This window comes from Microbacterium sp. ABR10 (assembly GCF_057812175.1).
The window spans coordinates 540,769-561,070 of the sequence record NZ_CM173821.1 but is presented as its reverse complement, the minus strand read 5'-3'; the positions used below and the strand labels follow the sequence as shown (position 1 = coordinate 561,070).

Annotated in this window: 13 protein-coding genes; 2 read left to right on the top strand and 11 right to left on the bottom strand. The window is 69.2% G+C overall.

Annotated features, from left to right (window positions below; genetic code table 11):
* Nucleotides 1–58: 58 nt before the first annotated feature.
* The 3 genes from ACXKZF_RS02445 to ACXKZF_RS02435 form a co-directional block, all read right to left on the bottom strand.
* Entirely contained in the window at nucleotides 59–721 is a 663-nt protein-coding gene (locus ACXKZF_RS02445; RefSeq protein WP_055959355.1) for a hypothetical protein, read from the bottom strand.
* A gap of 89 nt (nucleotides 722–810) precedes the next feature.
* Nucleotides 811–1,293, bottom strand: a complete 483-nt coding sequence (locus ACXKZF_RS02440; protein WP_488985294.1) for a DUF6121 family protein — start codon at nucleotides 1,291–1,293, stop codon at nucleotides 811–813.
* A gap of 10 nt (nucleotides 1,294–1,303) precedes the next feature.
* A complete protein-coding gene (locus ACXKZF_RS02435) occupies nucleotides 1,304–2,410 on the bottom strand; it encodes an ABC transporter (protein ID WP_488985293.1) in 1,107 nt (368 codons plus the stop codon).
* A gap of 118 nt (nucleotides 2,411–2,528) precedes the next feature.
* Here ACXKZF_RS02435 and ACXKZF_RS02430 point away from each other — a divergent pair, with 118 nt between their 5' ends.
* A complete protein-coding gene (locus ACXKZF_RS02430) occupies nucleotides 2,529–3,116 on the top strand; it encodes a hypothetical protein (protein WP_488985292.1) in 588 nt (195 codons plus the stop codon).
* Nucleotides 3,117–3,128: 12 nt separating this feature from the next.
* Here ACXKZF_RS02430 and ACXKZF_RS02425 read toward each other — a convergent pair whose 3' ends face one another.
* From ACXKZF_RS02425 to pxpA, 5 genes are all read right to left on the bottom strand, one after another.
* Nucleotides 3,129–3,743: a hypothetical protein gene (locus ACXKZF_RS02425; RefSeq protein ID WP_243222822.1), complete on the bottom strand. Its 615-nt coding sequence runs from the start codon at nucleotides 3,741–3,743 to the stop codon at nucleotides 3,129–3,131.
* Nucleotides 3,744–3,945: 202 nt separating this feature from the next.
* The gene (rpoC, locus tag ACXKZF_RS02420; protein WP_055959364.1) at nucleotides 3,946–7,821 is read right to left on the bottom strand and encodes a DNA-directed RNA polymerase subunit beta'; all 3,876 of its coding nucleotides are present in this window, start codon (nucleotides 7,819–7,821) and stop codon (nucleotides 3,946–3,948) included.
* Between the two features lie 55 nt (nucleotides 7,822–7,876).
* Nucleotides 7,877–11,374, bottom strand: coding sequence for a DNA-directed RNA polymerase subunit beta (rpoB, locus tag ACXKZF_RS02415; RefSeq protein ID WP_488985291.1), 3,498 nt, complete (start codon nucleotides 11,372–11,374; stop codon nucleotides 7,877–7,879).
* Nucleotides 11,375–11,648: 274 nt separating this feature from the next.
* Nucleotides 11,649–13,262 carry a 5-oxoprolinase subunit B/C family protein gene (locus ACXKZF_RS02410; RefSeq protein WP_488985290.1) on the bottom strand — a complete coding sequence of 538 codons (1,614 nt, stop codon included), beginning with the start codon at nucleotides 13,260–13,262 and terminating at the stop codon, nucleotides 11,649–11,651.
* Between the two features lie 29 nt (nucleotides 13,263–13,291).
* A complete protein-coding gene (gene pxpA / locus ACXKZF_RS02405; RefSeq protein ID WP_488985289.1) occupies nucleotides 13,292–14,044 on the bottom strand; it encodes a 5-oxoprolinase subunit PxpA in 753 nt (250 codons plus the stop codon).
* 223 nt (nucleotides 14,045–14,267) lie between these two features.
* Between pxpA and ACXKZF_RS02400 the strand changes: the two genes are divergently transcribed.
* On the top strand, nucleotides 14,268–15,935 hold the full coding sequence (locus ACXKZF_RS02400; RefSeq protein ID WP_488985288.1) for an ABC transporter ATP-binding protein: 1,668 nt from the start codon (nucleotides 14,268–14,270) through the stop codon (nucleotides 15,933–15,935).
* Nucleotides 15,936–16,241: 306 nt separating this feature from the next.
* On the opposite strand, the gene ACXKZF_RS02395 is transcribed toward ACXKZF_RS02400, so the two are convergent.
* The 3 genes from ACXKZF_RS02395 to ACXKZF_RS02385 all read right to left on the bottom strand — a co-directional run bounded on the left by ACXKZF_RS02395 (nucleotide 16,242) and on the right by ACXKZF_RS02385 (nucleotide 20,016).
* A complete protein-coding gene (locus ACXKZF_RS02395; RefSeq protein ID WP_488985287.1) occupies nucleotides 16,242–17,204 on the bottom strand; it encodes an ABC transporter permease in 963 nt (320 codons plus the stop codon).
* Nucleotides 17,201–18,205, bottom strand: a complete 1,005-nt coding sequence (locus ACXKZF_RS02390; protein ID WP_055959372.1) for an ABC transporter permease — start codon at nucleotides 18,203–18,205, stop codon at nucleotides 17,201–17,203. The genes ACXKZF_RS02395 and ACXKZF_RS02390 overlap by 4 nt, the downstream gene beginning before the upstream one ends.
* A gap of 137 nt (nucleotides 18,206–18,342) precedes the next feature.
* Nucleotides 18,343–20,016, bottom strand: a complete 1,674-nt coding sequence (locus ACXKZF_RS02385) for an ABC transporter substrate-binding protein (protein ID WP_488985286.1) — start codon at nucleotides 20,014–20,016, stop codon at nucleotides 18,343–18,345.
* Between the last annotated feature and the right edge of the window lie 286 nt (nucleotides 20,017–20,302).

The following is a 20,302-nucleotide window of genomic DNA, read 5'->3' as shown; positions in this document are numbered from 1 at the left end:
CGACCCGACGATGCTAACAAAACAGCATGATCGCGCCCGCCGTCTGTACACAGGCGGTTCACGATGCGGGGGGCTCGGACTCCCGGGGATCGAACGGCGCGTCCAGCGAACGCGTGAGGTCGTCGAGGAGCGCCGCGATCTGCGGCTCTACGTACTCCGCGACGGCCGACTGGATGCGCAGGCGGTGGTGGAGCAGGATCGAGCACACCTCGCGACCGATCATGTTCGCGTAATCGTCGGCCAGCCCGACCTCCTGGCGGAGCGCCGCCTTGGCGGCATCCGAGAGCGGGGGAAGAGCCGGGAGCTCGGCATCTTCTTCGGCGGCCAGGCCGGTCAGGGTGAACAGGAACGGCGAGCCGGGCTCGGGATCGGGGTCGAGCGGCATGCCTTCGAACTCGGGCTCGAGACCCTCGGAGGGGCGGTAGGAGCGGCGCCGGTTGCGCTCGGACTGCTGGTCGAGCTCGGCCTGGAGCATGGGGAGGTTGCGGGCGGTGTAGTCGGCGACGGCGTGATCGACGATGCCCTTCACGCGGGTGGAGAGCCCGTGCTGGACGCCGTGAGGCACATCCGAGCCCAACCCGGCGGCCGAGAGCACGGGCGAGCCGAAGCAACGGCGACACGGAGCGACGCGCCCACGGTGGTTCGCCGGCTCCCACCGGGGCAGCCAACGCAGCCAGGCATCCACCGCCTGACCGACCTGGCTCTCGAGCGACCGCTCCACGGTCCTACGCTAGCCCGACACGCCCGGGAACTCTCGGACGCCACGGTCCCCGCGCGTCAGGAGGGCGTGTGACACCCGGATGCCGTGCCTCAGGGCGCGTCGTCGTCGTCCTCCCACTTCCACCGCGGTCCGCTCGTGCGCGCACGTGCGAGGAGCACCCCGAACAGCGCCGCCAGAAGACCCACCGCCGCAACGACCGGACCGGCGAAGCCCACGGCGACGCTGCCCGCGGCCGCGACGCCGCGCGCGAGATCGGCGCCACTGACGAGGGCCCCGATCACGACACCGACGATCTCGCCCACGTACGCCGCGATCGCGCACGGAACGGCGGTGAGGAAGCTCGGCGGGACGGCCCGTAGGCCCCAGAGAAGCGCGCCTGCGAAGGAGCCGAGGGCGGCCACCTGTCCGATCACGCCCGGCACCGCACCGAGCCCGCGCACCGGAATGACATCGGCGTCGAGGACGAGGCTCGCCACCCCCAGCGAGGCGATCGAGAGCGCGATGAAGACGACGGAGGCGAAAACGACCGCGACCGGCGGGGTCACCCCCGCCGGTCGCGGCTCATTCGTCATGGCATCCGTTTCAGCGCTGCGAGAGCTGCGGGCCGGCCTCGAGGGTGCGCTCGTACTCGCGCTGCGCCTCGGCGTTGAGCTCGGTCACGCGGCGACCGCGGGCGGCCACCCACGCCCCGAACCAGATGGTGAGCTCGCGGCCGAGCACGAAGGCCACGATCGCCAGCGGAGCGAGCACGTTGTCGAGCAGCAGGTCGGCCGACTCGCGCCCGGTGATCATCCAGAACGGCGCGGCGATGAGCACACCGAGCAGGTGCCCGACCCAGGCGACGACGCCGACGACCAGGCCCCACACCACCCAGTGACCCCAACGGCCCCGATTGATCAGGGCGCCCAGGAACCAGAAGCCGAAGAAGAACGCCACCGTCGGCATCCACAGGCCCCACGTGGTGAGCGACGACAGGGCAGCCGACCCGAGTTCGGCGATCTGCAGCCCGTCGGTCAGCAGTCGCAGGCCGAGAGTCGCGGCGAGGTACAGCACGGCGAAGGCGAGAGCCGCGAGCAGACCGATCGCCCCGGCGGCGCCGCGGTTGCCGCGCGGCCGGGGAGCCTCGGGGGCCTGTACGAAGATGGGCTGCGGTGTGCCGAACGCGCGGGTGGGCTCTTCTGACGCGGGCGTCGACGCGGGGGTACCCGCACCGGCCACGGCAGCACCGGCTCCTGCCGTGACGGCCGTCTCGGCGACCGGCGAGACCGTGGTCCGCGCGTCGTCGTCGTGGCGCGTGTACGGCGCGGCCTGGCGCTCCGGCTCAGCGGAGGCGGCGTAGGCGGCCCAGCGCGCGTCCTCGTCGTCGAGGTCGACCGACGACGACGCGGGGACAGCGGCCGGCGCCGTCTGCGGCTCGACGGGCGAGGCGTCGTGGACGACCGGCGCCGTGTGATCGCGGCGATCGGAGACTGCGGCGGCGGCGTCGTGCTCGTGCTGTTCCCGCTCGTGCCAGGCGGCCTCGGCCGTCTGCGGGTCGACGGCGTCGCGACGGGCGGCCTCGGCGTCGGCGAGTCCCTCGTGGGCCCGCCCGACGACGTCTTGCGCGTCGTCTTTCGGTTCGACGACGGGGTCGCCGTACGAATCCGTCCGTCCAGCGACGCGGTCGCTGCCCGACGTGTTGTCGCTCATGGGGTCTCCTCACGCGGTGATTGCGGCGTCAGGCTATCCCGCGGGCGGCGGACCGTCGCGTAGGCGTGCCGACGGAATGCGTCTCGACCGTGTCGGAACCTCGGCTTAGGGTGTTCCCATGTCTCGTCGCCCGCTCCGCCCCGCCGTTCCCGCGGTGCTCGTCGGTGCTGCCGTGCTCGCGCTGACCGCGTGCGCCCCCGCCGCCGAGCAGGCGGCTCCCGCCCCCTCGCCGTCCGTCTCGTCCTCCCCCACCCCATCGAACATCCCGACCTTCTCGCGGGCACCCACCGAAGTCCGGCTCCCCGCCGACTGCAAGGCGATGCTCTCGGCCGACGTCCTCGCCCAGTTGGGTACCATCCCGCTGAACGACCCGGCGCTGGGTCCCTCCGGGGTGCAGCCCGACGGCTCGATCACGTGCATCTGGCGCGATCCCGCCGCTGACACGACGGGGCTCTCCACCACGATCTCCCGCATGAACCGGGGGCCCGCGCTCGACATGCTCAACGATCTGGTCGCCACGCAGGGGTTCAGTTGCTACACCCCCGACGGCGGTACCCGCTGCGAGAAGACGTGGATCAACGCCACCTACCCGGTCAACGACGGGCGCACGCTCTACTGGCGCGACGACGTGCTCATCGACACGCAGTACTCCAACCTCGCCCCCACGGGGTACACCGCGAGCATCATCGCCTCGATCTTCGGGTGACGTGGTGCGGCGTCACTCGCCGAAGAAGGCATGGGATGCCACGGTCGCGGCGTAGCCGACCGGCTCCCATCCGCTGAGGGTCGACGACACCCACCGGTCACCCCTCAGATCGTGCACCTCTTTCACGTCCCCCGAGGTGCGCTCGCAATGCGTCACGTCAGTCTGGGTGGCGTCGGCCGCCGTCTCGCACGCGAACCCCTGCGCAGCCAGCGTCGCGGCCACGGTGGAGGCGCCCTCCACCGACACGGTCGACACCGTCGTCTCGAGGAAGCGACCGCCGACACCCCTCCAATGACACGTGACGACCGTCGTGGGCCCCGCCGCGGCGACCGCCTCGACGGTGGACAACGGTGGCGTGCGGCGCTGCGACAGCAACGCCTCCGGCGACCACACCAGCGCTGACCACATCGGCTGCGCGTACAGATGGCGGCAGTCGGTGGCGGGAGCCACGGGCTCGGCCTCTCCCGCGGTGGGCGTTCCGGTGGCGGCGCGGAGGGTATCCCCGACGAACGCGACGGTACCCGGCACCCCGGGGGCCGCGAGCACACCCAGCCCCACGACCGCCGCCATGCAGAAAAGCCCGGCCGGCCATGCCAGCCACAGGCTGCGTCCACCGATGCGGGCCATGCGTTCCTCCTCTTCAACGGTAGGCGCACTCCCCCGCCGCACCCGCTTCCCGACACGCCGCAAGCACCGGCGGGCACCGATCGTCGGACACGACGAAGGCCCCCGGCGCGAGCCGGGGGCCTTCGAGGATCAGGATGCCGCGCCGGGGCGTGGCATCCGTCCGGCGTGAGGGAGCGAGCGAACTCGCTCCCTCACGCCTCGATCAGTTGTACGTGCCGGGCGTGAAGTCGTCCGTCGAGAAGCTGTCGAAGTCGACGTAGCTCAGGTCGGCGTCGCTGTACGCGCCGTCCGAAGCGAAGATGCGGTTGGGGTACCGCTCGCTCTTCGCTTCCTCCGTCGCCTCGACCGTGACGTTGCGGTACTTCGCAAGTCCGGTTCCGGCGGGGATGAGCTTTCCGATGATGACGTTCTCCTTGAGGCCGACGAGCGGGTCGCTCTTGCCCTCCATGGCCGCCTGCGTCAGGACGCGGGTGGTCTCCTGGAACGACGCGGCCGAGAGCCACGACTCCGTCGCGAGCGACGCCTTCGTGATACCCATCAGCTCGGGACGACCCGACGCGGGACGCTTGCCCTCGCCGACCGCCTCGCGGTTGATGGCCTGGTAGCGCTTGAAGTCCACCAGCTCACCGGGCAGCAGGTCGGTGTCGGCGTGGTCGACGACGGTGACCTTGCGGAGCATCTGTCGGACGATGACCTCGATGTGCTTGTCGTGGATCGGCACACCCTGCGAGCGGTACACGCCCTGGACGCCGTTGACGAGGTACTTCTGCACCTCGCGGGCACCCTGCACGCGCATGACCTCCTTGGGGTCGAGCGTTCCGACGAGGATCGGCTGACCGACGACGACGTGCTGTCCGTCCTCGACCAGGAGCGTCGCACGCTTCAGGACGGGGTAGACCACCGGCTCGTCGCCGTTGTCAGGCGTGAGGATGACCTTCTTGGCCTTGTCGGTCTCGTCGATCGTGATGCGGCCGTCGGCCTCGGCGATCGGCGACGCACCCTTGGGGGTACGGGCCTCGAACAGCTCCTGCACGCGGGGGAGACCCTGCGTGATGTCGTCTGCCGAGGCGGAACCACCGGTGTGGAAGGTACGCATCGTCAGCTGGGTACCGGGCTCACCGATCGACTGGGCCGCGATGATGCCGACGGCCTCGCCGATGTCGACGATCTTGCCGGTGGCCAGCGATCGGCCATAGCACTTCGCGCACACACCGACGGCCGAGTCGCAGGTCAGCACGGAGCGGACCTTGATCGACTCCACACCGCCCTCGACCAGCTTGTTGATGAGCACGTCGCCCACGTCGTCGCCGGCCTCGGCCAGCACGGTGCCCTGCGCGTCGACGACCGCCGTGGCGAGCGTGCGAGCGAACACCGAGTTCTCGACGTTGGCGTCCTTGACCAGCGCACCGGCCGAGTCGGCCGCGGCGATCGGGAGCTCGAGGCCCTTCGACGTGCCGCAGTCCTCTTCGCGGATGATGACATCCTGCGAGACGTCGACCAGACGACGGGTGAGGTACCCCGAGTCGGCCGTACGGAGGGCCGTGTCGGCCAGACCCTTACGGGCACCGTGCGTCGCGATGAAGTACTCGGCGACCGACAGACCCTCGCGGTACGAGGAGATGATCGGACGCGGGATGATCTCACCCTTGGGGTTGTTCACCAGGCCTCGCATACCCGCGATGTTGCGGATCTGCAGCCAGTTACCACGGGCGCCCGACGAGACCATGCGGTTGATGGTGTTGTCGGCGGGGAAGTTGTCCCGCATCGCCTTCTGGACCTCGTCGGTGGCCTCGGTCCAGATCTTGATGAGCTCCTGACGACGCTCGGCGTCGGTGGTGAGGCCCTTCTCGTACTGGCCCTGGACCTTCGCGGCCTGCTTCTCGTAGCCCGCGACGATCTCGGCCTTGTTCGGCGGCGTGAGGATGTCGCTCAGTGCCACCGTGACACCCGAACGGGTGGCCCAGTAGAAACCGGCGTCCTTGATGCGGTCGAGCGATGCCGCAACCTCGACCTTGGGGTACTCCTCGGCCAGTTTGTTGACGATCTGCGACAGCTTGCCCTTGTCGGCCTGTTCGCGCACGAACGGGTAGCCCTTGGGGAGGGTGTCGTTGAAGATCGCCTGACCGAGCGACGCGTCGACGAGACCGTGCTTCTCGTAGCCCTCGGGCGCCTGGCCCTCGAGGAACGTGAGGCCGGGGATGCGGATGCGCGCCTTGGCCTGCAGGTCGAGGGTGCCCTCGTCCTTGGCCAGGATCGCCTCGCCCACCGAACCGAACGCACGGCCTTCGCCCGCAGCCCCCTCCTTGAGGGTGGTCAGGTGGTGCAGACCGATGATCATGTCCTGCGAGGGCAGGGTCACCGGACGGCCGTCCGACGGCTTCAGGATGTTGTTCGAGGCGAGCATCAGCACGCGGGCCTCGGCCTGAGCCTCGACCGACAGCGGAAGGTGCACGGCCATCTGGTCACCGTCGAAGTCGGCGTTGAACGCCGCGCACACGAGCGGGTGCAGCTGGATCGCCTTGCCCTCGACGAGCTGGGGCTCGAACGCCTGGATGCCGAGACGGTGCAGGGTGGGTGCACGGTTCAGCAGCACGGGGCGCTCGCGGATGATCTCTTCCAGCACGTCCCAGACCTCGGGACGGTAGCGCTCGACGGCGCGCTTGGCGGCCTTGATGTTCTGCGAATGACCGAGATCGATCAGGCGCTTGATCACGAATGGCTTGAACAGCTCGAGGGCCATCTGCTTGGGCAGACCGCACTGGTGGAGCTTGAGCTGGGGTCCGACGATGATGACGGAACGACCCGAGTAGTCCACGCGCTTTCCGAGCAGGTTCTGGCGGAAGCGACCCTGCTTTCCCTTGAGCATGTCGCTCAGGGACTTCAGGGCGCGGTTGCCGGTACCGGTGACGGGGCGACCACGGCGGCCGTTGTCGAACAGCGCGTCGACGGCCTCCTGCAGCATGCGCTTCTCGTTGTTGACGATGATCTCGGGGGCACCGAGGTCGATCAGGCGACGGAGGCGGTTGTTGCGGTTGATCACGCGACGGTAGAGGTCGTTCAGGTCGCTGGTGGCGAAACGGCCACCGTCGAGCTGCACCATCGGACGAAGCTCCGGCGGGATGACCGGAACGACGTCGAGCACCATCGAGGCCGGCGACATGCCGGTCTGCAGGAACGAGTTGACGACCTTCAGGCGCTTGATCGCACGGATCTTGCGCTGACCCTTGCCCTCGGAGATCTGCAGGTGCAGGTTCTCGCTCTCGGCGGCCAGATCGAAGGCCTCGAGGCGACGCTTGATCGACTCGGCACCCATGTGCGCCTCGAAGTACTGACCGAAGCGGTCCTGCAGCTCGTGGAAGACGTCGTCCTCGGGCTTCAGGGCACCCACCTCGAGCGTGCGGAAGTCCTCCCACACGCGCTCGAGCTTGGCGATCTGCTCGTCGGCGTTCTTGCGAGCCGACGTCATGTCCTTCTCGGCGGCGTCCTTGACCTTCTTCTTCTGGTCAGCCTTGGCGCCCTCCGCCTCGAGGGCGGCGAGCTCCTCCTCGAGCTTGGCCAGGCGGGCGGCGATGCGGGCATCGCGGCGGTCGCCGAGCGTCTTCAGCTCGAGACGGATGTTGTTCTCCTGCGTGGCGAGGTCGCGGTGACGAGCATCCTCGTCGACCGAGATCACCATGTAGGCGGCGAAGTAGATGACCTTCTCGAGGTCCTTCGGCGCCATGTCGAGCAGGTAGCCCAGGCGCGAGGGAACGCCCTTGAAGTACCAGATGTGCGTGACGGGCGCGGCGAGTTCGATGTGGCCCATGCGCTCGCGACGCACCGAGCTCTTGGTGACCTCGACGCCGCAGCGCTCGCAGACGATGCCCTTGAAGCGCACGCGCTTGTACTTGCCGCAGGCGCACTCCCAGTCGCGGGAGGGCCCGAAGATCTGCTCGCCGAAGAGGCCGTCCTTCTCGGGCTTCAGCGTGCGGTAGTTGATCGTCTCGGGCTTCTTGACCTCACCGAAGGACCAACGACGGATGTCGTCGGCGGTGGCCAGACCGATACGGATCTGATCGAAAGTGGTTGATTCGAGCACTGGTTCTCCTGTGTCGGAATTCTCTGAAATCTGAGCGGGTCGCTGAGCTGTGAGCTCAGATCTCGTCGATCGACGAGGACTCGAAGCGGCTGGAGATGTTGATGCCGAGCTCTTCCGCGGCGCGGAAGGCGTCGTCATCCGTGTCGCGGAGGTTGACCGCGGTGCCGTCGGCCGAGAGGACCTCGACGTTCAGGCAGAGCGACTGCATCTCCTTCATGAGCACCTTGAACGACTCGGGGATGCCGGGCTCCTGGATGTTCTCGCCCTTGACGATGGCCTCGTACACCTTGACGCGGCCGAGGATGTCGTCGGACTTGATCGTGAGGAGCTCCTGCAGCGCGTACGCGGCACCGTATGCCTCGAGCGCCCACACCTCCATCTCACCGAAGCGCTGACCACCGAACTGCGCCTTACCACCGAGCGGCTGCTGGGTGATCATCGAGTACGGGCCCGTCGAACGCGCGTGGATCTTGTCGTCGACGAGGTGGTGCAGCTTCAAGATGTACATGTAGCCGACCGAGATGGGCGCCGGGAACGGCTCGCCGGAGCGGCCGTCGAACAGCAGCGTCTTACCCGTGGAGTCGACCAGGCGGTCGCCGTCGCGGTTCTTGATCGTCGAGTCGAGCAGACCCGCGATCTCGGCCTCGAACGCACCGTCGAACACCGGGGTGGCGACCTTCGTGCCGGGGGCGGCTTCGCGAGCAGCCTCGGGCAGGTTCGCCGCCCACTCGGGCGTGCCCTCGACCTTCCAGCCCTGCTGGGCGATCCAGCCGAGGTGGAGCTCGAGGACCTGACCGAAGTTCATTCGACCCGGGATGCCGAGCGGGTTGAGGATGATGTCGACCGGCGTGCCGTCGGAGAGGAAGGGCATGTCCTCGATCGGGAGGATCTTGGCGATGACGCCCTTGTTCCCGTGGCGACCGGCGAGCTTGTCACCCTCGGTGATCTTGCGCTTCTGGGCGATGTAGACCACGACGCGGCGGTTGACGCCCGAGCCGAGCTCGTCGTCACCGTCTTCGGCGTTGAACTCCTTGACGGCGATGATCGTGCCCTGCTCGCCGTGGGGCACCTTCAGCGAGGTGTCACGGACTTCGCGGCTCTTCTCGTTGAAGATCGCGCGGAGCAGACGCTCCTCGGCCGACAGCTCGGTCTCACCCTTGGGCGTGACCTTGCCGACGAGGATGTCGCCGGGACGCACCTCGGCACCGATGCGGATGATGCCGCGGTCGTCGAGGTCCTTCAGCAGGTCGGGGCTGACGTTGGGGAGGTCACGGGTGATCTCCTCCTTGCCGAGCTTGGTGTCGCGCGCGTCGACCTCGTACTCCTCGATGTGGATCGACGACAGCGTGTCGTCTTTCACGAGGTCCTGGCTGAGGATGATCGCGTCCTCGAAGTTGTGGCCTTCCCAGGTCATGAACGCCACGAGGAGGTTCTTGCCGAGGGCGAGCTCGCCGTTCTCGGTGGCGGGACCGTCGGCGATGACCTCGCCGGCCTCGACGCGCTCACCGGCCGAGACGACGACCCGCTGGTTGTACGACGTGCCCTGGTTGGAGCGGTCGAACTTGCGCAGGAAGTAGTCCTGCGTGCCACCCTCGTCGAGCTGGACGGTCACGACGTCGGCCGAGACCTCCATGACCACACCGGCCTTGTCGGCGGTGACCACGTCACCGGCGTCGATGGCCGCGAAGCCCTCCATACCGGTACCGACGACGGGCGACTCGCTACGCACGAGCGGCACGGCCTGACGCTGCATGTTCGCACCCATGAGGGCGCGGTTCGCGTCGTCGTGCTCGAGGAACGGGATGAGCGAGGTCGCCACCGACACCATCTGGCGCGGCGAGACGTCCATGTAGCCGATCTCGTCGACGGGGAACAGGTCGACCTCGCCACCCTGGCCGCGGCGGGCCAGAATGCGGTCGTCCACGAAGTGACCGTCGGCCTGGAGGGCCACACCGGCCTGAGCGACGATGTGGTCGCTCTCTTCGCTGGCGGTGAGGTAGTCGATCTGGTCGGTCACCCGGCCGTCGACGACACGGCGGTACGGCGTCTCGATGAAGCCGAACGCGTTGATGCGCGCGAACGAGGCGAGCGAGCCGATCAGGCCGATGTTCGGGCCTTCCGGGGTCTCGATGGGGCACATGCGACCGTAGTGCGAGGGGTGGACGTCGCGGACCTCGACGCCGGCACGCTCGCGCGACAGACCACCCGGGCCCAGCGCCGACAGGCGGCGCTTGTGGGTCAGACCCGCGAGGGGGTTGTTCTGGTCCATGAACTGCGACAGCTGGCTCGTTCCGAAGAACTCCTTGATCGCGGCGACGACGGGGCGCACGTTGATCAGGGTCTGCGGCGTGATCGCCTCGATGTCCTGCGTGGTCATGCGCTCGCGGACGACGCGCTCCATGCGCGACAGACCGGTGCGGACCTGGTTCTGGATGAGCTCGCCGACGGCGCGGATACGACGGTTGCCGAAGTTGTCGATGTCGTCGGTGTCGAGACGGATCTCGGCGTTGCCGCCCCCGCGGACACCGTCGAACGTGACGTCGCCGCGGTGCAGGCGCACGAGGTACTTGATCGTGGCGACGATGTCGTCGGTGGTGAGGACCGAGTCGCTCAGCGGCTTGTCGAGGCCGAGCTTCTGGTTGATCTTGTAGCGACCGACCTTGGCCAGGTCGTAGCGCTTGGAGTTGAAGTAGAAGTTGTCGAGCAGCGCGCGGGCGGCCTCGGCGGCGACCTGCTCGCCCGGACGGAGCTTGCGGTAGATGTCGCGGAGCGCGTCTTCCTTCGTCAGGATCGTGTCTTTCGACAGCGTCTCTTCGATGGAGTCGAAGCCGGCGAACTCGGCGAGGATGTCCTCGCTGGTGAGGCCGAGGGCCTTGAGGAACACGGTGACCGACTGCTTGCGCTTGCGGTCGATGCGAACGCCGACCTGGTCGCGCTTGTCGATCTCGAACTCGAGCCACGCACCGCGCGAGGGGATGACGCGCGCCGACACGATGTCTTTGTCGGAGGTCTTGTCGGGCGTCTTGTCGAAGTAGACACCGGGCGAGCGCACGAGCTGCGACACCACGACACGCTCGGTGCCGTTGATGATGAACGTGCCCTTGTCGGTCTGGAGCGGGAAGTCGCCCATGAAGACCGTCTGCGTCTTGATCTCACCGGTCTGGTGGTTCATGAACTCGGCCTCGACGTACAGAGGGGCGGCGTAGGTCTTGCCGCGCTCCTTGCACTCTTCGATCGAGTACTTCTCGGGCTCGAGGTAGGGGTTCGTGAACGAGAGCTGCATCGTCTCGCTGAGGTCTTCGATCGGGGAGATCTCCTCGAAGATCTCCTCCAGACCGCTGATCTCAGGAACGTCGGTGCGACCCTGTTCCTGGGCTTCGGCGACGCGCGCCTTCCAGGCTTCGTTACCGACCAGCCAGTCGAACGACTCGGTCTGCAGCGCGAGCAGATCGGGAACGGTCAGCTTGTCGGAGATCTTCGCGAACGAGAGGCGGGATGCTCCGCGTCCGCTCTTGGGGGTGGTGGTGGTGGATGCGTTGCTCGCAGCAGCCAAGGGAATAACCTCCAGAAGCCCGGGCGAGGGGCTCGTGATTCCTTGTCGTCAGGTGGAGTGCGTTCCTGCCCCGAAAATCTGCTCGTCGCACACCGCTGGGAAGCGGGGACGGGGCAGACTCAGCCGACCACCATATGAGGGCAGGGGGAATCGAGGAGCGCAAAGTCCAAGCATACGCGGGAGGACTCGCCGTGTCCAGTCCAATTCTTGACGCGTCTACGGACCTGCGGTATAACCGCGTGCGCCCGCCGGGCATTCCTGCGTGGCGGGCGGATCAGCCGCTCCGGAACCGCACGCGATCACCGGGCCGCGACTGGGCGAGCGCGTCGAGTGCGGCATCCGTCACCACGGCGATCACGGGATACCCGCCCGTCACGGGACCGTCTGCCAGCAACACCACCGGACGCCCGTGCGGGGGTACCTGGATCGCCCCGGGGCGCATCCCCTCGCTCGGCAACTCGTCGGGCCGGGTGCGCTCGAGAGCGGGACCGTCGAAGCGGATGCCGACGCGGTCGGCGTGCGACGACACCGTCCAGGTCGCGGCTCGCAACGCCGGCAGGGCACCGGGGGCGAACCAGTCCGCACGAGGGCCCACGGTGACGCGCACCTCGAGGAGCGACGGCGGAACCGACCAGGGGAAGGTGTCGACCACGGGGATCGTGGATGCCGGGACCCCGACACGGAGGGCGTCTCCGGCGGCCAACGGGACGGGTCCGAGACCCGCCAGCACGTCGCGGGAGCGCGAGCCCAGCGCCGAGGGTGCGACGACCCCGCCGCGCACGGCCAGGTAGGCGCGGAGTCCCGCGCGGGCGAGGCCGATGCGCAGCTCGGCACCGGCCGGCACGAGCACGGGCGCATAGGCGTCCCCCGACCGGCCGTCGATCTCGACGTCGACCAGGGCGCCGGTCACGCATACCCAGGTGGCGGTCTCGGCGCGGGCGACGAAGCCCCCCATCGCGATCTCGAGGCCGGCGGCGCCCTCGTCATTGCCGACCAGACGGTTCGCGATGCGCAACGCCGCCCGGTCGAGCGCCCCCGACCTCGCGACCCCGAGCGCGGCCCGGCCGGGGCGGCCGAGGTCCTGCACGGTCGTGAAGGCGCCGGGGGTCATGACGCGCAGTGCGGGGGCGGCGGGTGCGGCGGCGGTCCTGGCGGGGGTTGAGGTGGTGGGGGCGGAGGGGTTTCGGGGACGGGAGGACTCGTCCGTAGCATCCGGTCCTCCCTTCCCGGAATGCCCCCCGCTCGCCGCCGAGGCAGCCGCGGCGGCGATGCGAGCGCGCCCGGGCACGAAGCGCACGCGGGCGCGCGGGGGCAGCAGCACGGGGGCGGCGGCATCCGGATCGAACAGCATCTCGTCGGTCGTGCCGATCAGCCGCCAACCTCCGGGCGTCTCGCGGGGATAGGCGCCACTGAAGCCGCCCGCGAGTCCCACGGCCCCCGCCGGCACGCGCGTGCGCGGCTCGGCGAGGCGCGGCACGTCGTAGGGCCACCCCGCGCTGACGAGATACGCGAACCCCGGCGCGAAGCCCGTGAAGGCGACCGTCCACTCCACGCCCGCGTGTCGTGACACGAGCTCGGCGACCGGGATGCCGAGGAGATCGGCCGTCGAGGCGAGGTCGGCGCCGTCGTAGCGCACCGGCACCTCGACGAGGGGGCCGGAGGCGTCGGCATCCGGAGTCCGTCGGGCGGCGTCGAGGATCCACGCGCGCACGACCTCGCGCGACACCCGGGCCGGATCGAAGGCGACGAGCACCGTACGCGCTGCGGGAACGAGGTCGTCGACGCCGGCGAGCGGGTTCTCGGCGAGCGCGGCGTGCAGCGACAGCACGGCGGAGAGATCGGCGACCTCGGCGAGCACGGCCCGCTCCCCCATCGGGAGCAGTCGCACGCAGGCTTCGTCGACGTCGTGCGGCCTCGTCACCACGGCGCGCGCACCTCGACGCCCGCGGCGTCCAGCGCCGCGCGGACGGCATGGGCCATCGCGACCGCCGACGGGGTGTCTCCGTGAAGGCACAGCGATGCCGCATCCACCGCGATGCGCGAGCCGTCGACGGTATCGACCTCGCGATCGCGCACGAAGCGCAGCGCACGGGCGGCGACCGCGGCGGGATCGTCGACGAGGGCGCCGGGTTCGCCGCGCGGCACGAGCGCGCCTTTCGCCGTATATCCGCGATCGAGGAACGCCTCGTACACGAACGGCAGTCCCGCGGATACCGCCGCCTCCGCGATCGCGCCGGGGAGGCCGAGGACGGGGAGGGCGCGTCCGAGGCGGGACGAGAGGTCGGCGACGGCGGCGACCACGGCGCGGGCGTGCCCTTCGTCGTCGATCACGGCGTGATAGAGCGCACCGTGGGGTTTGACGTACCGGATGTCGGCCCCGGCGGCGGCGAGCGCGTCCAACTGCGCGGCGACGCTCGCGCGGAGGTCCACCGGAGCAGGATCGCGCCGGATGCGTCCGAAGTGCTCGCGGTCGTCGTACGAGGGATGGGCTCCCACGGCGACACCGAAACGTGCGGCGCGGTCGACCGCTTCCCGCATGGATGCGGCATCGCCGGCGTGGCCGCCGCAGGCGACGTTGGCGCTGGAGACGACGGCGAACATGGCCTCGTCGTCGGCGGTCGGCATCCCGTCGACGGTCTCGCCGAGGTCGGCGTTGAGGTCCACGCGCATGGTCCCCACGGTAGCGCCGCACGGGCGTGCGCTCCGGGTGCCGTGTCGGGGGCGGCCGGGTAGCGATGCGGGGCGGGTTCTCGCTGCGGGGCGGGATTCTTCCGCCCCGAACGGCGGAACGCTCCCCACACCCCGATGCACCGGGCGGCCGAGTGCGTTACAGGGGTGTGACGATCGGACGGGAGGGCTGGGCAGGAGCGCCGGGGCGGGCGAGGATGGAGGGATGACCTCCGATGTCGCCGGTCCCCCCGCTCCGGCATCCCCCCATCCCCTTCTCTCGGTCCGCGACCTCGCGGTCGACTTCGCCACCATGGACGGTCCCGTACGGGCCGTCGATGGGGTGAATCTCGACATCCACGCGGGCGAGACCATCGCCATCGTCGGCGAATCCGGCTCCGGCAAGTCGACGACCGCCATGGCGATCATCGGCCTGCTGGCATCCGGTGGACGCGTCGCGCGCGGGCAGATCCTGCTCGACGGCGAAGACCTGACCACCTTCGGTGAGGCCCGGATGCGACAGGTGCGCGGACGCCAGATCGGCCTGGTTCCCCAGGACCCGATGTCGAACCTGAACCCCGTCGCCAAGATCGGCACGCAGGTCGCCGAGACGCTGCTCGCGCACGGCCTCGCCGATCGCTCGAGCGTGAAGGGCAAGGTCGTCGAGGCACTCGAGGCCGCCGGACTCCCGGATGCCGAGAAGCGGGCGAGGCAGTACCCCCACGAGTTCTCCGGCGGTATGCGTCAGCGCGCGCTCATCGCCATCGGACTGGCGTGTCGGCCGCGCCTGCTCATCGCCGACGAGCCGACCAGCGCCCTCGACGTCACCGTGCAGCAGACGATCCTCGACCAGATCGACAAGCAGACGGACGAGTTGGGCGCCGCCGTGCTGCTCATCACGCATGATCTCGGCCTCGCGGCCGAGCGTGCCTCGAGGGTCGTCGTGATGCACCGCGGGCGCGTGGTCGAGCAGGGCCCGGCGAAGCAGATCCTCGAAAACCCGCAGCACAGCTATACGAAGTCGCTCGTCGCGGCGGCGCCGTCGGTGGCGGCGGTGCGTCTGCGCCCGGAGGACTTCCGCAGCGAGCGGCCCGAGACGGCGGTCCGCGACGACATCGTCCAGATCGAGGGCCTGACCAAGGTCTACCCGGTGCGCGGACGCGGCGACGATTTCCGCGCCGTCGACGATGTGTCGCTGTCGATCCCGCGGGGCCGGACGGTGGCGATCGTGGGCGAGTCCGGCTCGGGCAAGACGACGACGGCGCGCATGCTGCTGAAGGTCGTCGAGCCCACCAGCGGCACGATCCGCTTCGACGGCCAGGACGTCTCCTCACTGACGGGCGATGCACTGCGGCAGTTCCGGCAGAAGGTGCAGCCGATCTTCCAGGACCCCTACTCGAGCCTGAACCCCATGTTCACCGTGGAGCGCATCGTCGAGGAACCGCTCAACGTCTACAAGCGGGGCTCGAAGGCCGACCGCGCGAAGCGCGTGCGCCAGCTGATGGATGACGTGGCTCTGCCGGCATCCATGCTGCGCCGATATCCGTCGGAGCTGTCGGGCGGCCAGCGCCAACGCGTTGCGATCGCCCGCGCCCTCGCGCTGTCACCCGAGCTCATCGTGTGCGACGAGCCGGTATCGGCCCTCGACGTGCTGGTGCAGGCGCAGATCCTCGACCTGCTGGGCGACCTGCAGCGCGAGTACGGCCTGAGCTACCTCTTCATCTCGCACGACCTCGCGGTCGTGCGCCTGATCAGCGATTACGTCTGCGTGATGAAGGACGGACGTCTCGTCGAGGCGGCATCCAGCGAAGAGGTCTTCACCAACCCCCGCGACCCGTACACGCGGCGCCTGCTGTCGTCGATCCCGGGGAATGAGCTGGGTCTGGCCGGCTGAGTCGCGGTCTTGTTGCGCGCCGCGCGCGTCGCCGCTCCCCCTCGTCCCAGTTCTGACACCGCATGTCCCAGAAACGGCCGCCTGAACAGCCACCAAGCCGCCACAAGTGGGACGAGGGCGCCCTAGCCAGCCATGCCGCCATCCTCGTCCCACTTCTGACGCTACGTGTCCCAGAAACGGCCGCCTGAACAGCCACCAGGCAGCCATAAGTGGGACACGGATGCCACGGCCGCCACCGCCGCGCCCCTGACCCGCGACAGCGGAACAGGGGCGCGACAGCGGAACGGGGCCGCCGAAGGGGGTGGGCTACCGCGCGCGGGTGCGGGGGTCCATCGACTCGCGGAGGGACTCGCCCAGCAGCGTGAAGCCCAGCGCGGTCACCGCGATGCAGATGCCCGGCAGGAACGCCAGCCACGGCGCGATCGCCAGTTCGGCCTGCGCGTAGGTGAGCATGCGGCCCCACTCGGCGGTCTGCGGCAAGCCGCCGCCCAGTCCCAGGAACGACAGTGCCGCCGCGTCGATGACGGCGGTGGCGAGCGTCAGGGTGCCCTGCACGATGACGGGTCCGACGCTGTTGGGAAGAACGTGCGTCATGGTGATCGAGCGCCGGCTGAGGCCCAGCGTCTGGGCGGACAGCACGTAGTCGGCGCCGCGCTGCTGCAGCATCGAGGCGCGCAGCAGGCGAGCGAACACGGGCACCTGCGACGCTCCGATGGCGATCATGATGGCGAGCTGACTCTGTCCGAGGACGGCCGCGATCGAGACGGCGAGCAGCAGGTTCGGCACGGACAGCAGGATGTCGACGAAGCGCATGACGACCGCGTCGACCCACCCGCCGAACATACCCGCGAGCAGGCCCAGGGCCATCCCGCCGAGGAGGCCGAGAGCGGTCGAGATCACGCCGATCTGCAGCGACGCCTGCGCGCCCCAGATGAGCTTGGACAGCACGTCGCCGCCGAAGCGGTCGAGACCGAGAGGGAACTCGGCCATCTCGCCCGGCCCCGGGATGTCGGTCGGCGTGATGAAGCGCTGTCCGGGCAGGGACTCGGCCGGGTACGGCGCGAGCAACGGCGCGAGGGCCGCCACGAGCAGGAACGCCAGCACGATGATCGCGCCGATCCAGGCGACGGGACTGTGCCGCAGTCGCTGGAACACGTCCTGCCAGAACCCGCCCCCGCGGGTCTGCGCGGCGAGCAGCTGCGAATCGACCACCGCGTTGTCGTCGACGGGACCGCCGCTGGGAGCGGGAGGAAGGATGCCGGAGCTCACTGGACTCTCACTCTCGGGTCGATGACGCTGTACGACAGGTCGACGAGCAGGTTGATGAGCGCGTACGCGATCGCGATGAAGATGATGAAGCCTTGCAGCACGGGGAAGTCGCGCGTGAAGATTGCCCGTGCGAGGAACTGCCCGATGCCCGGGAAGGCGAACACCGTCTCGGTGAGCACCGCCCCCGAGATGAGGAGCCCGGCCTGAAGTCCCACCGTGGTGATGACGGGGAGCATGGCGTTGCGCAGGATGAACCGGTTGCGCAGCGTCCCGGTGCCGATGCCCTTCGCGCGCCCGGTGCGCACGTAATCGGCGTTCTGCACCTCGAGGACCGAGGCGCGGGTGATGCGCACGATGATCGCGAGCGGGATCGTGCCCAGTGCGATCGCCGGCAGGATCAGGTGCAGGATGGCATCCCATGACGCGTCGAACTCGCCCGTGATGAGCCCGTCGAACACGTACAGGTTCGTGTAGTGCGTCGCGTCGATGCGCGGGTTCTGCCGACCGTCCGACGGCAGCCAACCCAGCTGTACGGCGAAGACGTACTTGAGGATGAACGCCAGGAAGAACACCGGGATCGTAATGCCGATGAGGCTCAGCACGACGGCGCCGTGGTCCCAGATCTTGCCGTGACGGCGAGCGGCCCAGTAGCCGAGCGGGATGCCGATGCCCACGGCCACGATGAGGGCGGCGATGGACAGCTCGAGGGTGGCCGGGAAGCGGCGGACGAATTCTTCCAGCACGGGCCGGCCGGTCTGGATCGATGAACCGAAGTCGCCGCTGACGAGTCGCCCGAGCCAGGTGAAGTACTGCACGTACAACGGCTCGTTGAAGCCGTAGAGCTCGTTGATGCGCTCCACGGCCTCGGGGGTCGCGCGCTCACCGAGGAGGGCGACCGCGGGGCCCCCGGGCAGCGCGCGCACCCAGGCGAAGAGCAGGATCGAGAGACCGAACAGGGTCGGGATGAGCAGGAGCAGGCGCCTGCCGATGGTGCGGAGCACGGGTTCTCACAGGGAGTCGGGAGCGGGGGGACGCGGGATGCCGGGGGTTCCGCCACCGCGCGAGCGGAGCGGAACCCCCGGCACCAGGATGCCGCGGACCCCGGCGCCTCGACGGCGGGGAGTCCGCGGCATCCGGATCACTCGGTGAGTTCGATCTGGTTGTAGACCTCGTCCTGCACGGGGCTGGCGGGGTACGACTTCACGCGCGAGGCGAAGGCGAGCGTCGGCACGGGGTTCGCGAGCGGAACACCGGGCAGGAACGTCGCGATCTGCTCGTTGACCGCCTGGTACGCCGAGTCCTGCTCGGTCTCGGTCGCCAGACCTCGGGCGGAGGTGAGCGCCGAGAACAGTTCACCGTTGTCGAAGCCCCATTCGTTCGAGGTGCCGCCGAAGAACGTGCCCACGAAGTTGTCGGGGTCGTTGTAGTCGCCGGTCCAGCCCAGCAGGTGGATGCCGTGGTCGGCACCGCCCTGGATCAGGTCGAGGTACTCGCCCCACTCGTTGGACACCGGGTTGACGACGATGCCGACGGCCTGCAGCTGCGACTGCAGGTTGGTGAAGATCTGCTCGGGGTTCGGCATGTACGGACGCGAGATGTTCACGGGGTAGTTGAACGTGATCGTCAGCGGGTTCGCCTCGGAGAAACCGGCTTCCGCGAGCAGTGCCCGGGCGGCATCCTGATCGAAGTCGTAGGTCGTCACGCCGGAGTTGAAGCCGATGACGCTGTCGGGCATGAACTGCGATGCCACGGTGGTGCCCTCGGGCAGCACCTGGGTGACCAGCTGCTCCTTGTCGATGGCCTGGGCGATGGCCTGACGCACGCGGATGTCGGCGAGCGCCGGGTTGGCCTGGTTCATACCGAGGTAGAGGATGTTGAACGGGTCGCGGTTGATGAGCGTGTACCCCGCGCCCTCGAGGGCACCGAGGTCGGCCGGGGCGACGAGGTCGTACCCGTCGATCGAGCCCGACTCCAGCGCCTGGCGGCGGGCGGTGGTGTCGCCGATCACGCGGAAGATGACCTGCTGCACCTGACCCTGCTCGCCCCAGTAGCCGTCGTACGCGGCGACCGTCGTCTGCGCGCCGGGTTCCGAGGACTCGAAGGCGAAGGGGCCGGTGCCCGTGGGGTGCGCCTGCGCGTACTCGCTGAGGGTGGGGGCCTCGGACGTGCCTCCCACGTCGTCGGCGCCGTACTCCTGCAGAGCGGTGGGGCTCTGGATGGCGAAGGCCGGCAGCGAGAGCGCGGGAATGAACCCCGCGAACGGCTCGGTGAGGGAGATCGTCACCTCGGTGGGGCTGACCGCCTCGCACCCGCCGTAGATGGAGGTGCCGGTGTCGGCGTACCCGCGCATGAGCTTGCCCCAGTAATACGACAGGCTCTCGGACTGGGCGATACCGGTGAAGTTGTTCTGCCGGTCGAAGTTGAAGCAGACGGCCTCGGCGTTGAACTCGCTGCCGTCGTGGAAGGTGACACCCTCTTTGAGCTGGAAGGTGTACGTCAGGCCGTCGTCGGACTGCTCCCAGCTCTCGGCGAGCAGCGGGGCGGGATCGGCCGTACCGGGCTGAACGCCCACGAGGCCCTCGAAGATCTGCCGCGAGACGCGGAACGACTCGCCGTCGCTGGCGAAGGCGGGGTCGAGGCTCGACGGGTCACCCGACGCGCCGAAGACGAAGGTCGAGTCGACGTCGCCGCCGGCGTCGCCGCTGCCGCCGTCGTTGTCATCGCGCTGACTCGAGCAGCCCGAGAGAGCGAGGGCGCCGATGGCGACGGCGGCGCCGCCGACGAGCAGACGTCGTCGAAGAGTACTGAGCATTGTTCGATGCACCTTCCGGGGGGAAAAGGAGGAGGACGACGGCGCTGTCACATCGTCGTGCCGCGCTCCACTTGCTGTGTTCTGACGACCGTACAGGGCGGGTGGCGCGCTGCCCATTGCACCTTTGTATCGATCGTGTTTCGGCATCCCGGCATCCTGATCGCTCCTCGGGGTGCGGACGACGCAATCCGCCCGCCCTCCAACACGTGGGCTCAGCACCCTGCCCGCAAGGCGGACGAGGCGTCGGTCACCCCGTGGGCGTGGGCCGAGCGGGAGCCGGACTAGC